Origin of the sequence: Pseudomonas azadiae, from assembly GCF_019145355.1 — a bacterium.
GTDB classification, from domain to species: domain Bacteria; phylum Pseudomonadota; class Gammaproteobacteria; order Pseudomonadales; family Pseudomonadaceae; genus Aquipseudomonas; species Aquipseudomonas azadiae.
In genome coordinates, this window is the sequence record NZ_JAHSTY010000001.1 from 2,554,559 (window position 1) to 2,569,856 (window position 15,298).

A 15,298-nucleotide genomic window follows, 5' to 3' on the forward strand; every position below is an offset into this window, starting at 1 on the left:
TCTCAACGGAGCTTCTATGAATCTGCCCCTGATTCTCAACTTATTGGTGTTCGTGGCCCTGTTAATCGGCCTGGCACAAACCCGTCGCACAAACTGGAGCCTGGCCAAGAAGGTGCTGTTCGCCCTGGTCCTTGGCGTGGTGTTCGGGACCGTTCTGCACACGGTCTACGGCGACGGTCACCCGGTGCTCAAAGCCTCCATCGGCTGGTTCGACCTGGTGGGTAACGGCTACGTCCAACTCCTGCAGATGATCGTGATCCCGCTGGTGTTCGCCTCGATCCTCAGCGCCGTGGCGCGCCTGCACAACGCCTCGTCCCTGGGCAAGATCAGCTTCCTGACCATCGGCACGCTGCTGTTCACCACCGCCATCGCGGCGCTGATCGGCATCGGCCTGACCAACCTGTTCGGCCTTACCGCCGAAGGCCTGGTGGCCGGTACCCAGGAGATGGCGCGTCTGCAAGTGATCCAGAGCGATTACGCAGGCAAGGTGGCCAACCTGAATGTCCCGCAACTGCTGCTGTCGTTCGTGCCGGCCAACCCGTTCGCCGACCTGGCTCGGGCCAAGCCGACCTCGATCATCAGCGTGGTGATTTTCGCTGCCTTCCTGGGGGTTGCCGCACTGCAACTGCTCAAGGATGACGTGGAAAAAGGCCAGAAAGTGCTCAACGCCATCGACACCCTGCAAGCCTGGGTGATGCGCCTGGTGCGCCTGGTGATGAAGCTGACGCCCTACGGTGTGCTGGCGCTGATGACCAAAGTGGTCGCCGGCTCCAACCTGCAGGACATCATCAAGCTCGGCAGTTTTGTGGTGGTGTCGTACCTGGCCCTGGGCCTGATGTTCGTGGTGCACGGCCTGCTGTTGTCCTTGGCCGGGATCCACCCGCTGCGCTTTTTCCGCAAGGTATGGCCGGTACTGACGTTTGCCTTCACCAGCCGCTCCAGCGCGGCGGCGATCCCGCTGAGCATCGAAGCGCAGACCCGCCGCCTGGGCATCCCGCAATCCATCGCCGGGTTTGCCGCCTCGTTTGGCGCGACGATTGGCCAGAACGGCTGCGCCGGTCTTTACCCTGCGATGTTGGCGGTGATGGTGGCGCCGACCGTCGGCATTAACCCGCTGGACCCGCTGTGGATCGCGACCCTGGTGGCGATTGTGACCTTGAGCTCGGCCGGCGTTGCCGGGGTTGGCGGTGGTGCAACCTTCGCCGCGCTGATCGTACTGCCGGCCATGGGCTTGCCGGTGTCGCTGGTGGCGCTGCTGATTTCGGTGGAGCCGCTGATCGACATGGGCCGCACGGCGTTGAACGTCAACGGTTCGATGACGGCGGGGGCGATTACCAGTCAAGTCATGGGGCAGACGGATAAAGCGTTGCTGGATGCCGATGAGCATGCGGAGTTGGCGCAGGCCTGAAGCCAATAACAGTAGTGAGCGGGCTTGCCCCGCGCTGGGTGGCGAAGCCGCCCCATCTCAGACGCTGAGTTTTTCCAGGTAAAACTGAGGTGCCCGAGTTTGGGGCGGCTTCGCCACCCAGCGCGGGGCAAGCCCGCTCACTACAAGTTAGATTTTTTCCCAGACTTCAAAGTTGTACGCTGGCTTATCGCCTTCAGCTGGGTTCTCCAGATTTGAAACCAGCTTCCACTGGCTCCGATCAAACTCCGGAAACCACGCGTCCCCTTCCGGGCTCAACGCCACGCGCGTCAAATACAACCGATCCGCGTGTTCCAGCCCCTGCGCATACAACTGCGCACCGCCGATCAGCATCAGCTCGTCCACGCCCTGCTCCAGCGCCCAGGCCTCGGCGCGCTCAACCGCAGCCTCCAGTGACGCAAACACTTGGGCACCTTCCAGCACCAGGTCGGTCTGACGGCTGACCACCAGGTTCAAGCGCCCCGGCAACGGTCGGCCCAGGGAGTCCCAGGTCTTGCGCCCCATGATGATCGGCTTGCCCAAGGTGGTGGCCTTGAAATATTTGAAATCCCCCGGCAAATGCCAGGGCATGCTGTTGTCGACGCCGATCACGCGGTTTTCACCGAGGGCTGCGATCAGGCTGAGAGGGAGAGTTTTTTTCATGCCGACGAGAATACCAGAGCCACGACACAGCGGTTATGCTCCAACCTCACGAACACAACAGGACGGCGCGTGACAGCACTGAATCCCCTGCAAAAACTCTGGCTGACAGAAACCGTGCGCCTGCGTGAAGAACACGCAGGCAACCTGGAAGACCTGGAGGCCAATCGCCTGGCCCGCACCGCCGGCGGTGACTTGCCCACGCGCATCCAGCAACGCGCCCTGCACCTGGCCGCGCGCGATGGCCTGACGGCCGCCCTCGCCCGCTGGCTGCAAGGCGCGCGGCTGGCGCTGGTGTTGCTGGCGATCGTTGCGGTTATCAGCGGCGCCGGCCTGGCCTTTGCCGCGATGGGTAATGGCCTGACGCCGGTGAACGTGTTCTGGGCCTTGGGCAGCCTGCTCGGTTTGAATCTCATCCTGCTGATCAGTTGGGCCCTGGGCCTGCTGTTTGCTGGCGAACACAGCGCCAGCCTCGGGCGGCTGTGGCTGTGGCTCAGTGAAAAACTCGCGCGTGATGCCAAGGCTGCGCAATTGGCCCCGGCGTTGTTACTGCTGTTGCAGCGCCAAAAACTCAACCGTTGGGCCGTGGGTGTGCTGGTCAACAGCCTGTGGTTGCTGGCGTTGCTCAGCGCCCTGGTGATTCTTCTCACGTTGCTTGCCACCCGCCGCTACGGCTTCGTGTGGGAAACCACCATTCTTGGCGCCGACGCCTTCGTCGCCATGACCCAGGCACTCGGGGCCCTGCCGGCCTTGCTGGGCTTCAACGTGCCGACCGTCGACATGATCCGCGCCAGCGGCGATGCCGCGCTGAACATGGAGAGCGCCCGCCAGGCCTGGGCCGCCTGGTTGGTCGGCGTGCTGCTGGTGTATGGCGTGCTGCCGCGCTTGATCCTGGCCCTGCTGTGCCTGTGGCGCTGGAAACGCGGGCGCGCCGCCCTGCGCCTGAACCTGAACCTGCCCGGCTACAGTCAACTGCGCGAACGCCTGATGCCGAGCAGTGAACGCCTGGGCGTCAACGATGCCGCGCCGGAAAACCTGCACCCCGTCACGGGCGGCGTCAGCGAACTGCAAAGCGACGGTGCGCTGGTAGTTGCCATCGAACTGGACGACCAGCACGCCTGGCCGCCCAAACTGCCCGCCGGCGTAAAAAACGCCGGCATCCTCGACAGCCGCGAATCGCGCCACACACTGCTCGAACAACTGACGCGCTTCCCGCCCGCACGCCTGGCCATCGCCTGCGACCCGCGCCGCTCGCCGGATCGCGGCAGCCTGGCGCTGATCGCCGAACTCGCGCGCAGCGCCACCGCCACCCGCGTATGGCTGCTGCAAGCGCCGCCGGGCCAGGCGCTGGACGCCGAGCGCCTGGGCGATTGGCACACCGCGCTGCAACAACTGGAACTGCCCTTCGCCGATTGCGCGCCGCTGAATTGGCTGGAGACCGGTCATGACTAAACCGCTGAAACTCGCCGTGGTCGGCCACACCAATGTCGGCAAAACTTCCCTGCTGCGCACGCTGACCCGTGATGTCGGCTTCGGCGAAGTTTCCCATCGCCCCAGCACCACGCGGCATGTCGAAGGGGCGCGGTTGTCGGTGGAGGGCGAAGCGTTATTGGAGCTGTACGACACGCCCGGCCTGGAAGACGCCATCGCTTTGCTCGACTATCTGGAGCGTCTGGACCGCCCCGGCGAACGCCTCGACGGGCCGGCCCGCCTGGCGCGTTTCCTCGAGGGCAGCGAAGCACGCCAGCGTTTCGAACAGGAGGCCAAGGTGCTGCGCCAACTGCTGGCGTCCGACGCCGGCCTCTACGTGATCGACGCCCGCGAGCCGGTGCTGGCTAAATACCGCGATGAGTTGCAAGTGCTGGCCAGCTGCGGCAAGCCATTGTTGCCGGTGCTCAACTTCGTCAGCAGCAGCGACCACCGCGAGCCGGACTGGCGCGAAGCCCTGGCGCGCCTGGGCCTGCATGCGCTGGTGCGCTTCGACAGCGTGGCGCCGCCGGAAGACGGCGAGCGGCGGCTGTATGAAAGCCTCGCGCTGCTGTTGGAAACCGCGCGGCCGCAGTTGGAACGCTTGATTCTTGACCAGGACGCGCAACGCCAGGCCCGCCAGCAAAGCGCTGCACGGTTGATCGCGGAACTGCTGATCGACTGCGCCGCCTGCCGGCGCAGCGTGGTCACCGAAGATGAACCGCAAGCCATCGGCGACCTGCGCAAAGCTGTGCGCCAGCGCGAACAAAAGTGCGTCGAAGCGCTGCTCAAGCTGTTCGGCTTCCGCCCCCAGGACGCTGCCGCCAGCGACTTGCCGCTGCTGGACGGGCGCTGGGGCGATGACCTGTTCAACCCCGAGACCCTCAAGCAACTCGGCGTGCGCGTCGGGGGCGGGATCGCCGCTGGCGCGGCGGCGGGTGCCGGGGTGGATTTATTGGTCGGTGGGCTGACACTGGGCGCCGCGGCCCTGGCCGGTGCGATTGCCGGTGGCGCGCTGCAAACCGCGCGCAGCTACGGCAGCCGCCTGCTGGGCAAGATCAAGGGCCAGCGCGAACTGACCGTCGACGACAGCGTGCTGCGCCTGCTCGCCCTGCGCCAACGCCAGTTGCTCAAGGCCCTGAATCTGCGCGGGCATGCCGCAATGCACAGCATCAAGGTCGACACGCCCCAGGACAAGACCTGGCGCGAAGGCAAATTGCCCGATGCCTTGCACAAAGCCCGCGCCCACCCGCAATGGTCGTCGCTCAATCCCCACGCCAAGCTGAGCCAGGCCGAGCGCCAGGAACAGCTTGAAGCCCTGGCCACCCGGCTTGACGAGACTTGAGACGATTACACCTCATGCCAGCTCAAGGCCAGGAACGTCGTGCACAGTGAACGAACCAGCTCCTTATCCGCTGTATCGGCCACTCCGTTGCGGTCAACATCGCTGTTGGTAAACGACTCCAGTACACCATCGCTGTCGCCGTCATAGGCCGCCACCTTGTAGATCAACGGGGTGTTGCCTCCAGGGGCCGCAGGTTCGTGGAAATCCAACTTGATTGCATTCGGCAGACCCTGTTTGCCGAAATGGTCGACGTACATGATCAATGTGCGCTGCCACTGCCTGGCCGGGTTGAACCAGTTCAGCTTCAAGAAGCTGTCGGCGAAGCTCGCAAGTAGGTGTTTATCCAGTTCCGGCGCACCAGACCGACGCTCCCCCGCCAACTGCACATCGACCTTGCCATCGACGGTCATATCCAGGCCGACCGTTTCGTGGATCAACTCATCGGGGCCGTCGGGTTGCTGCTGATAAAAGTGCAGAATCACCGTATCGGCGTGCCCGTTCCCGCACAGATCCTGGGCGGTGGCTTTCAAATAACGCATTGCAATGCTCCTTTGACTAACGAAGCAATTACCTTAGTGACGTGCCAACCGAGTCTCCAGGCGGCGCGTCTGCGTCTGGCGTAGGGTCAATCTACGCGTCGAGTAGCCGTAGAGCCTTTGCCATGAGCACCTGCAGATCCAGCACCGGCACGTGCATGTGCTTGGCCTGTTCGTCCCAATGACGCAGGCGCAAGCTGACCGCGCAGAGCGGGTCCTGTTCGAAGGTCCGGGCTTCTTCGGCGCTCATCATGCCCCCTTGGTAAGCCAGGGTGCGGCGGCTGGCTTCGCTCAGGCGCGCGTAGTAGTCCGGCTCACTGAAGGTCAGGTAACGCTTGGCCTGCACGTGGTATTCCACCAACGTGGTCAGGCGTTCGCTGAAGCCTGCACGGCGCAAATACTCCGCGCCCAGCCGCTCATGACTGACCGCGCCATAACCGCCCATGTTTTCGCCGCCCTGCGCGCAGAGATGCCCGATGTCGTGGAAAAACGCCGCCAGTATCACTTCGTCATTAACGCCCTCGGCCATGGCCAACTGCGCAGCCTGGGACATGTGTTCGATCTGCGACACCGGCTCGCCGATGTAATCCGCCGTGCCGTGCCGCTCGTACAAACCGAAGACTTCGGCAATCGCCTGTTCCGGGTTCATCATGCCGCGCCCCACAATGCGCTGATATTTCGCTCGGCCAGCGCCGGCCCGACGCTCATGCCCACGCCGGTATGCATCAGTGCTGCACTCACGCCGGGCGCTGCCTGCAGGAACGAAAACGGTCCCGGCCCGCGCGAGCCGTACACCCCCTGCCAACGCTCCACGACCTGAACCGCGCAGCCGAGGGTCTGCTCGGCCAACTCGATCATCCAGTCATCAACCTGCTCGGCGTTGAAGGGCGACGCATCGCTGCCGTAATCATGGGAGTCGCCGATGATCAGCTCGCCGTGGGGCGTCGGGCTGATCAACAAGTGAATGCCGTGCTCATGCAGGTGCGGTGCCTCACGCAGGATCTGTGCCTGTACCGGCGCCGCTTCCGGCAGGTCGGCAAAAGCGCCGTAATGCACGCAACTCAGGCCGGTGAGCAAGGCGTGTTGCAGGTTCAGGTTCACCGCCGGCCGCGCGCGCAGCATTTGCAGGCGGCAGACACTCGGGTTGAGGTCGGCGAGCGCTTCGGCCAGCAGGGTCTGATAGTCGTGGCCGGAGCAGACGATGATTTGCTCGCCGCGAAAACTTCCCGCCGTACTGTGCACCTGGCCTGGTTCGACGTCGCGCACCAGGGTGGAGAAGTGAAACTCGACGTTCAGCTCACTGCGCAGGTAATTGATCAGCGCCGCAATTGCTTCGCGTGAGTACAGCTGCTGATCGTCCTTGCCATGCAGCGCGGCGCGGTGATGGCGGAACTGGCCGCCATAGAGATCCCTCAGCGCCGCGCCTTGCAGCAGTTCGACGTTGTAACCGTATTCGCGCGCGCGGCCGGTACAGAAGGCTTCGAGCAGATGCTCTTCGGCTTCGGTGCGGGCAAACAGGTACGAACCGTTGCGCTTGAGTTGCAGGCCCGCGACCTGAGCCCAGTGGCCCCAGATGTCGCGGCTTTCTCGTGCCAGGTCCAGCATCGGCCCCGGTGGTTGGCCGGTCACCAGTGCCTGGCCGAAGTTGCGTACAGAGGCGCCAAGCGGTGTGGCGCTGCGTTCGAAGACTTTGACCTTGAGGCCGCGTTTGGCGGCGGCGAAGGCGTGGGAAAGGCCGAGGATGCCGGCGCCTATGATCAGCAGGTCGCTGTGGTGTGTCATGAAGTGATGTCCTGAATTCGAGGCCGCTATCGCAGGCAAGCCAGCTCCCACCTTTGGAGGTGTTTGCAAATCAAAATGTGGGAGCTGGCTTGCCTGCGAAGAGGCCATCAGCCTTAACGAAAGCCTTACTGACCGGCGACCTTCTCCGACTTACCGTCATAGCGCCTGCGCCATTCGGTGAGGATGCTGTCGCGGTTCTTCGAGGCCCAGGCAAAGTCGTTCTTGATCAGACGCTGTTCATAGTCCGCCGGCAATTCCGTCTGCGGCTTGGCGATACCCGGCTGGGCTAGGACGGCAAAGTTGTCCTTGTACAGGTCCATCGCGGCGGGGCTGGCGGAGAAGTCGGCGAGTTTCTTCGCGGCCTCGGCGTTGGCAGTACCCTTGATCACGGCGGTGGCTTCGATGTCCCAGCCCAGACCTTCCTTGGGCAGGATGATGTCCAGTGGCGCGCCTTGGCGTTTCAACTGCACGGCCGGGTATTCAAAGGAAATGCCGATCGGGAACTCACCCGACGCCGCCAGCTTGCAGGGTTTGGAACCGGAGTGAACGTACTGGCCGATGTTCTGGTGCAGATCGTCCATGTACTGCCAGCCCTGCTTCTCGCCAAAGGTTTGCAGCCAGGCGCTGACGTCCAGGAAACCGGTGCCGGACGAGGCCGGGTTGGGCATCACGATCTTGCCCTTATACTCAGGCTTGGTCAGGTCTTGCCAGCTCACGGGCTTGGTCAGGCCCTGTTTTTCGGCCTCGACGGTGTTGAAGCAGATGGTCGCGGCCCACACGTCCATGCCGACCCAGGCCGGCGGGTTGGCGGCGTCGCGGTAGTGCTTGCCGATCTTGTCCAGGTCCTTCGGCGCGTAGTTGTCCAGCATGCCTTGCTGGTCGAGGATCGCCAGGCTCGAAGCGGCCAGTCCCCACACCACGTCAGCCTGCGGGCGGTCTTTTTCAGCCAGCAGCTTGGCGGTGATGATGCCGGTGGAGTCGCGCACCCATTTGATCTCGACATCCGGGTTGGCCTGTTCGAAGGCCTTTTTGTAGGTCTTCAGTTGCTCGGCTTCGAGGGCCGTGTACACGGTCAACTCGGTCTTGGCGAAGGCATTCAGGCTGAATGCAGTGAGTACCGCAGCGACCAGCGCCAGGGGCTTGAACATGGAGCACCTCCTTCGGGATGTTTATTGTCCGGGCGCCGTCTGGCGCCAGGCTTGGGAGCGTCGCAACGCGCCACGTGAGGCCCACGCCAGCAGCAGCGAAACGCTGGCTGAGGTGAACAGGATCAGGGTCGACATCGCCGCGGCACCGCCCACGTTGCCGGCGTCGTCCATGTTCAACACGGCGACGGCGGCGAGAATGGTGTCGGGGCTGTAGAGAAAAATCGCGGCGGACACGGTGGTCATCGCCGACACAAACAGATAGCGCAGGATGTCCAGCAGCGCCGGCAGGCAGATCGGCACCGTCACTTTCCAATAATGGCGGTACAGCGGCGCCTTGAGGGACAACGCGGCGGCTTCGAACTCGGCGTCCAGCTGGCGCAACGCAGTGGTTGCGGTCATCTGTGCGGTGGTCAAATAATGCGCAATGGTGCACACCACCAGCAGGGTCATGGTCCCGTAGAACACATGCAGCGGGTTGCCGCTGAGGTTGAAAAAGAACACGTAGCCCAGGCCCAGCACCAGCCCGGGCACGGCCATCGGCACAAAAGTGAGCATGCGCAGCGCCAGGTTCAGGCCCTTCTGGCCCTTTGTTTTTTCCATCAGGTACGCGCCGGTGAAGATCAGCACACTGCCGAGCAACGCCGTGCATAACGCCAGGGTCAGGCTGTTGCGATAGGCCAACCAGCCGCCGCCCGCCGTGTCCTCGAACTGGTAATGGTTAAGCGACAGCGACAGGTTGTACGGCCAGAACTTCACCAGCGAGGAATACACCGCCATGCCGAACACCAGCAGCAACACCGCACAGATAAACAGCACGATGGCCAGGTAGCAGGCGTCTCTTACGCGTGAGGGCGCCGGCTGAAAAACTTGGGCGCGACCACTCATGGAATCGCCATGACGCCGGCGCAGCCAGGCATCCACACCAAAGCTGAACAGCGCCGGCAGCAGCAACACCATGCCGATCAGGGCGCCGCGACCGAACTGCTGCTGGCCGACCACCGCCTTGTAGGCTTCCAGCGCCAGCACCTGATAATCGCCACCCACCACCACGGGCACGCCGAAGTCGGTGATGGTCAGGGTGAACACCAGGCAAAACGCGGCGAACACCGCCTGGCGCGTGGCCGGCCACGTGATGCTGCGAAACGCCCGGGCCGGGCTGGCGCCCATGCTCGATGCGGCGTCGAACAGGCGCGCATCCGCCAGGGACAGCGCCGACAGCAGGATCATCAAGGCATGTGGGAAGGTGTAGATCACCTCACCCAGCACAATGCCCCAGAAGCCGTAGATATTCTCCGAGAGCAACCCGCGCAACAGGCCCTGATTACCGAACAGATAGACCAGCGCAATGCCCGGCAACATCGACGGCGCCATCAGCGGCAGCAGTGACATGCCGCGCCAGATCGCCTTGCCGGGAATCAGTGTGCGTTGCAGGGCGTAGGCAAACAGGTAAGCCAGCGGTACGACAATGGCAGCCACGCTGAGGGAGACTTTCAGGCTATTGCCCAACAGCCAGTGGAAGTTGGCGCTGGTGAACAATGCCTGCGCAGCGATCAGGCCCCCGCCCTGCCCGGCTTCGCTGCTCAAACCACGCCAGAAGATCGCCAGCAATGGCAGCAACACCGCCACCACCAACAGGCACAGCCAGAGCCATTTGCCGCCGACCACGAAAATACGATCACCCAGCTCGGCACGGGACACCTGCCGTGGCGCGGGCAACGTCATGACAGCGGCCATCTCAGGCAAACACCTGCAGGCTGCTCGGCGGCAAAGCGACCCAGATATCCTGGGCGCCCAGGCGCGGCAACGCCTGCGGCGCCACCTCGGCCAGCAGTGGATGGCCGGGCAATTGCTCCAGCTCAAAGCTCATGCGGCACCGGTTGCCGAGAAAAGTGATCTCACGGACCTTAGCCGGGAACAGGTTTTCTTCATGCACCGGCGGGTTGACGTTGATGGCTTCCGGACGGCAGAACAGACGGCCGGACGTGGCCACGCCGGCATCGTTGGCCAGGCGCATGTTCATCCCGCCGACCTGGGCGTGGCTGGCGCTGTTGCGGCTGAACGGCAGCCAGTTGCCCTGGCCGACAAACTCCGCCACGAACGGCGTGGCCGGGCGGTCGTAGATCTCCTGGGGGGGGGCGTATTGCTCGACCTTGCCGTTGTTCATCACGGCAATACGGTCGGCCATCAGCATGGCTTCGTCCTGGTTGTGGGTAACCATCAGCGTGGTGACGCCCAGGCGCCGTTGCAGCTGGCGAAGCTCGGTGCACAGATGCTCGCGCACGCGGGCGTCGAGGGCCGACATCGGCTCATCCAGCAACAGCAATGAAGGCGCCGGCGCCAGCGCTCGAGCCAGCGCCACGCGTTGCTGCTGGCCGCCGGACAGTTGACCGGGGTATTTCTTTTCGCTGCCGAGCAGGTCCACCAGTTCGAGCATCTGCCCGACGCGCTGGCGTACTTCGTCGCGCCCACTGCCGGTGAGGCCGTAGGCGATGTTCGCTTCAACCGTCAGGTTGGGAAACAACGCGTAGGACTGAAACAGAATGCCGTAGTCCCGCGCCTGCGGCGGCAGCAGGGAAATGTCGCGGCTGCCCAGGTAAAGTTCGCCGCTGTCCTGGCGTTCCAGGCCGGCGATGCAGCGCAGCAAGGTGGTCTTGCCGCAACCGGACGGGCCCAGCAGGCACACCAGCTCGCCGGCGGCGATGTCCAGGGAGACGTTATCCAGCGCGGTAAAGGCGCCGAAGCGTTTCTGGATACCCCGCACGTTCATTGGCGCGCCGGGTGGGGTCAGGGCTGTGTTCATGCAAGGCACCTCATCAAACGGATGAGGGCCATGCTAGGCAGGCAATGCGTCGCTGGTGTGGCAGGAAGGCAAAAGGGGGTGATAGTGGTATTGGTGGATTTGTGTAGGACTGATGGAATGCGGTGGTAGGACTGACGCCATCGCGGGCAAGCCCGGCTCCCACAGTTTTGATCTGTGAATACATTCAAAGGTGGGAGCTGGCTTGCCTGCGATGGCGATTCAAAGGCCACCCCACAACTTCAGAGCGGCGACATCTCTTGCGCCAGGCCGAGGAAAGCCGCCGGCAGCCGCGCACTTTTTCTTTCCTTGAGGCAGTACAGATACTCCGGAATCTGCGGCGCATGCTCCAGCGTCAGCACCCGCAACTGCGGATCATGCGGCACTTCCTGCCGCGCAATGATGCTGATCCCGATATTGCGCAGCACCGCCTCGCGGATCGACTCGCGGCTGCCGATTTCCAGCAGCGGGCCGAAGCTCACGCCGGCATCTTTCAACATTTCTTCGGTCAAGCGCCGCGTAGTGGAACCCGCTTCGCGCATCAACAGCGTATGCCCGGCGAGCGCACTCAGCGGCACATGATCGAGCTTGGCCAGGGGATGGTTGCGATGCACCGCCAACACCAGCGGGTCGGTGCCCAACACACGGCGAATCAGGCGCGGGTCTTCCAGCAATTGTGAAGAGGCGGCGACGTCGACGCGGTAATCATCCAGTGCTTCAAGCACCTGCTGGGAGTTACCGATCTCTACCGACACCTCCACCTGCGGCAGGCGTTCGCGGAAAGCTTTGACCAGGTCGAGGATGTAATACGGCGCCGTCGCGGCGATCCGCAATGCTCCCTGGACCTGGCCATTGTTGCGCAGGAAAAACTCGATATCCGCTTCCTGCTGCAACAGCGCCTTGACCATCGGCAACAGCCGCGCGCCCTCGTCGCTGACGGTGAGGCGGCGGCCACCACGGTAGAACAGCTCCACGCCGTACTGGCTTTCCAGGTTGCGGATCTGGGTGGTGACCGTGGGCTGGCTCAGGCCGAGCTTCTTCGCCGCTTGGGTAATGCTGCCCAGGCGGGCGACCATGAAAAACGCCTTCAGCTCAGCACTCAGCACACCACCCTCTCATCCTCATTTGCGCAACAAGCGCAGGCCATTGAACACCACCAGCAGGCTCACCCCCATGTCGGCGAACACCGCCATCCACATGGTGGCCATGCCCAGGAAGGTGACCGCCAGGAAGATCGCCTTGATCACCAGCGCCAGGGCGATGTTCTGCTTGAGGATACTCGACGTTTGCCGGGAGAGCCGAATGAAAGCCGGGATCTTGCGCAAATCATCGTCCATCAGCGCCACGTCGGCGGTTTCGATGGCGGTGTCGGTACCGGCGGCGGCCATGGCAAAACCGATTTCGGCGCGGGCCAGGGCCGGGGCGTCGTTGATGCCGTCGCCGACCATGCCTACACGGTGGCCTTGGCTGTACAGGGCTTCGATGGCGTGCAGCTTGTCGGTGGGCAACAGGTCGCCCTGGGCCTGGTCGATGCCGACCTGAGCCGCGATGGCCTGGGCGGTGTGGGTGTTGTCGCCGGTGAGCATCAGGGTCTTGATGCCCAGTTCGTGCAGTTGCCGGATGGCTTCACGGCTGCTGTCCTTGACCGTGTCGGCCACGGCGAACAGCGCCAGCGGGCCGGATTTGTCGAGCAGCAGCACCACGGACTTGCCTTGTTTCTCCAGGGCGAAGAGTTTTTCCTCAAGCTGCGGCGAGCACAAGCCCAGGTCTTCCACCAGGCGGTGGTTGCCCAAGTGATAGGTTTCGCCGTCGATGTCGCCGCGCACGCCGCGTCCGGGCAGGGCTTCGAAGTTATCCACAGCGTGGCTCGGCAGGTTTTTATCCACAGCCGCGTTGGCGATGGCCAGCGACACAGGATGGTCGGAGCGCCCCGCCAGGCTCGCGGCCAGGGCCGGCGCGCTGTCCTGCACATTCGGGAACAACGCCAGGTAATCGGTTTGCACCGGCTTGCCGTGGGTCAGGGTTCCGGTCTTGTCCAGGGCCAGATAGTCGAGCTTGTAACCGCCCTCCAGGTACACGCCGCCCTTGATCAGGATGCCTTTGCGCGCCGCCGCCGCCAGGCCGCTGACGATGGTCACCGGGGTGGAAATCACCAGAGCGCAGGGGCATGCGACCACCAGCAGCACCAGGGCGCGGTAGATCCAGTCGAACCAGGCGCCGGCCATGAACAGCGGTGGAATCACCGCCACGCCCAATGCGAACAGGAACACCGCCGGGGTGTAGATCCTCGAGAAACTGTCGACAAAACGCTGGGTCGGCGCCCGCGCGCCCTGGGCCTGTTCGACCGCGTGAATGATGCGCGCCAGGGTCGAGTTGTTGGCCGCTGCGGTGACTTTATATTCCAGAGCGCCGGCCTGGTTGATGGTGCCGGCAAAGACTTTATCGCCCACGGTCTTTTCAATCGGCAGGCTTTCACCGGTGATCGGCGCTTGGTCGATGGTGGACTGGCCGGCGGTGACTTCGCCGTCAAGACCGATGCGCTCGCCGGGCCTTACCCGCACGACCGCGCCGAGTTCGATGCTTTTGACCTCTTTTTCAACCCAGGAACCGTCCGCTTGCCGCACCGTGGCCTGTTCAGGTGTCATCTGCATCAAGCCACTGATGGCGTTGCGCGCGCGGTCCAGGGACTTGGCTTCGATCAATTCGGCCACGGTGAACAGGAACATCACCATGGCCGCTTCCGGCCACTGGCCGATCAGGATTGCGCCGGTCACGGCGATGCTCATCAGGGCATTGATGTTCAGGTTGAGGTTTTTCAGGGCAATCCAGCCCTTTTTATAGGTGGTGAGGCCGCCGCTGAAGATCGACACCAGCGCAACGACTGCAATCACCCAGGTGGGCGCGGCGTTGGTGAAGTGCAGCACTTCGGCGCCGAGTGCGCCGACACCGGATAACGCCAGCGGCCACCAATGTTTCTTGACCACAGGCGTGGCGGCGGGCGCGCCCTCTTCAAGCGGATCGGCTTGCATGCCCAGGGATTTGATGGCGTCGATGATCGGCGCGGTGCTCGGCAAGTCGTGAGTGACGCCGAGGATGCGGTTGATCAGGTTGAATTCCAGTTGCTGCACGCCGGCAAGCTTGCCCAGTTTGTTCTGGATCAGTGTCTGCTCGGTGGGGCAATCCATGGCTTCGATGCGGAACGTGCTCAGGCGCGCGCCGGCGCTGGGCGCTTCGCTCAGCTGCACCACCGCTGGGGCCGGGGTACTGGAGCAGCACGAGCCGCCGTGGCCATGGTTCTGGGCAGGATTATGCACAGGCGTCAGCTTCTTCTCGCCGTGGTCATGGTCATGTTTGTGCGGGGTGTGGATGGAGTCGCTCATCAGGTCGCGTCCGTAAAAGTGCCTGTTGCCAAGTAAAGACCCTGTAGCCACTATAGGGTCAAGCACCCATTTGGAGATTGCTGCGATGAAGATCGGCGAACTGGCCAAACTCACCGACTGCCCGGTGGAAACCATCCGTTATTACGAGAAGGAAGCCCTGCTGCCGCCGCCGGCGCGCACCGACGCCAACTACCGCGTGTACACCCAGGCACACACCGAGCGGCTGATCTTCATCCGCAACTGCCGCAGCCTGGACATGACCCTGGAAGAAATCCGCAGCCTGCTCGGGCTACGCGATAGCCCACAGGACCAGTGTGAAAGCGTGAACGCGTTGATCGATGAGCATATCCACCACGTGAAAGCGCGGATCGATGGGTTGTTGGCGTTGCAGAAGCAATTGCTGGATCTGCGTCAGCGCTGTGGTGGTGGGGATCATTGCGCGATTCTGCAGCGTCTGGAGGTCAGTGGGAGTGTGCAGGCCAGCGAGGCTGAGCCGTCACATGTCGGCCGAAGCCACGGCCACTGATCCGGCGTGAAATGCAGTCCAATGTGGGAGCTGGCTTGCCTGCGATAGCGGTGTGTCAGTCACATATCAGGTGCTGATACACCGCTATCGCAGCATAGGTATCTACACATCTTTCAAAGGTTGAAAAATCTCTGTAGTGAGCGGGCTTGCCCCGCGCTGGGTGGCGAAGCCGCCCCAAACCAGGCGACCTGGTTCTAGCTGGACTCTGGGGTGGCTTTATTGGGGCCGCTTCGCCACCCAGCGCGGGGCAAG

The 15,298-nt window shown here is 63.4% G+C and carries 13 protein-coding genes; 4 read left to right on the forward strand and 9 right to left on the reverse strand.

The annotated features are described in order from the left end of the window. Positions 1-16: 16 nt before the first annotated feature. Positions 17-1,408, forward strand: a complete 1,392-nt coding sequence (locus tag KVG91_RS11670) for an L-cystine transporter (protein ID WP_169376105.1) — start codon at positions 17-19, stop codon at positions 1,406-1,408. A gap of 147 nt (positions 1,409-1,555) precedes the next feature. Here the strand turns inward: KVG91_RS11670 and KVG91_RS11675 are convergent, their stop codons facing one another. Further along, the gene (locus KVG91_RS11675; RefSeq protein ID WP_169376106.1) at positions 1,556-2,068 is read right to left on the reverse strand and encodes a dihydrofolate reductase; all 513 of its coding nucleotides are present in this window, start codon (positions 2,066-2,068) and stop codon (positions 1,556-1,558) included. A 69-nt stretch (positions 2,069-2,137) separates the two neighbouring features. Here KVG91_RS11675 and KVG91_RS11680 point away from each other — a divergent pair, with 69 nt between their 5' ends. After that, entirely contained in the window at positions 2,138-3,517 is a 1,380-nt protein-coding gene (locus tag KVG91_RS11680; protein WP_169376107.1) for a DUF2868 domain-containing protein, read from the forward strand. Then, the gene (locus KVG91_RS11685) at positions 3,510-4,877 is read left to right on the forward strand and encodes a DUF3482 domain-containing protein (protein WP_169376108.1); all 1,368 of its coding nucleotides are present in this window, start codon (positions 3,510-3,512) and stop codon (positions 4,875-4,877) included. Before KVG91_RS11680 ends, KVG91_RS11685 begins: the two co-directional genes overlap by 8 nt. A gap of 5 nt (positions 4,878-4,882) precedes the next feature. Here KVG91_RS11685 and KVG91_RS11690 read toward each other — a convergent pair whose 3' ends face one another. The 8 genes from KVG91_RS11690 to KVG91_RS11725 all read right to left on the reverse strand — a co-directional run bounded on the left by KVG91_RS11690 (position 4,883) and on the right by KVG91_RS11725 (position 14,520). After that, positions 4,883-5,416 (reverse strand): hypothetical protein, encoded by a 534-nt coding sequence (locus KVG91_RS11690; protein WP_169376109.1) that lies wholly within the window; start codon positions 5,414-5,416, stop codon positions 4,883-4,885. 91 nt (positions 5,417-5,507) lie between these two features. After that, complete coding sequence (locus KVG91_RS11695; protein ID WP_169376120.1) at positions 5,508-6,062, reverse strand: phosphonate degradation HD-domain oxygenase; 555 nt, start codon at positions 6,060-6,062, stop codon at positions 5,508-5,510. Further along, positions 6,062-7,195, reverse strand: a complete 1,134-nt coding sequence (locus KVG91_RS11700) for a TIGR03364 family FAD-dependent oxidoreductase (RefSeq protein ID WP_169376110.1) — start codon at positions 7,193-7,195, stop codon at positions 6,062-6,064. Before KVG91_RS11700 ends, KVG91_RS11695 begins: the two co-directional genes overlap by 1 nt. Before the next feature lie 125 nt (positions 7,196-7,320). Continuing rightward, positions 7,321-8,343: a putative 2-aminoethylphosphonate ABC transporter substrate-binding protein gene (locus KVG91_RS11705; protein WP_169376111.1), complete on the reverse strand. Its 1,023-nt coding sequence runs from the start codon at positions 8,341-8,343 to the stop codon at positions 7,321-7,323. A 21-nt stretch (positions 8,344-8,364) separates the two neighbouring features. Next, positions 8,365-10,077, reverse strand: a complete 1,713-nt coding sequence (locus KVG91_RS11710) for a putative 2-aminoethylphosphonate ABC transporter permease subunit (protein ID WP_169376112.1) — start codon at positions 10,075-10,077, stop codon at positions 8,365-8,367. Between the two features lies 1 nt (position 10,078). Further along, a complete protein-coding gene (locus KVG91_RS11715; protein WP_169376113.1) occupies positions 10,079-11,143 on the reverse strand; it encodes a putative 2-aminoethylphosphonate ABC transporter ATP-binding protein in 1,065 nt (354 codons plus the stop codon). Between the two features lie 239 nt (positions 11,144-11,382). Then, positions 11,383-12,246, reverse strand: coding sequence for a LysR family transcriptional regulator (locus KVG91_RS11720; protein ID WP_169376114.1), 864 nt, complete (start codon positions 12,244-12,246; stop codon positions 11,383-11,385). A gap of 15 nt (positions 12,247-12,261) precedes the next feature. Next, complete coding sequence (locus KVG91_RS11725) at positions 12,262-14,520, reverse strand: heavy metal translocating P-type ATPase (protein WP_169376115.1); 2,259 nt, start codon at positions 14,518-14,520, stop codon at positions 12,262-12,264. A gap of 85 nt (positions 14,521-14,605) precedes the next feature. Here KVG91_RS11725 and cadR point away from each other — a divergent pair, with 85 nt between their 5' ends. Continuing rightward, positions 14,606-15,046 carry a Cd(II)/Pb(II)-responsive transcriptional regulator gene (gene cadR / locus KVG91_RS11730; RefSeq protein WP_169376116.1) on the forward strand — a complete coding sequence of 147 codons (441 nt, stop codon included), beginning with the start codon at positions 14,606-14,608 and terminating at the stop codon, positions 15,044-15,046. Positions 15,047-15,298: the final 252 nt, after the last annotated feature.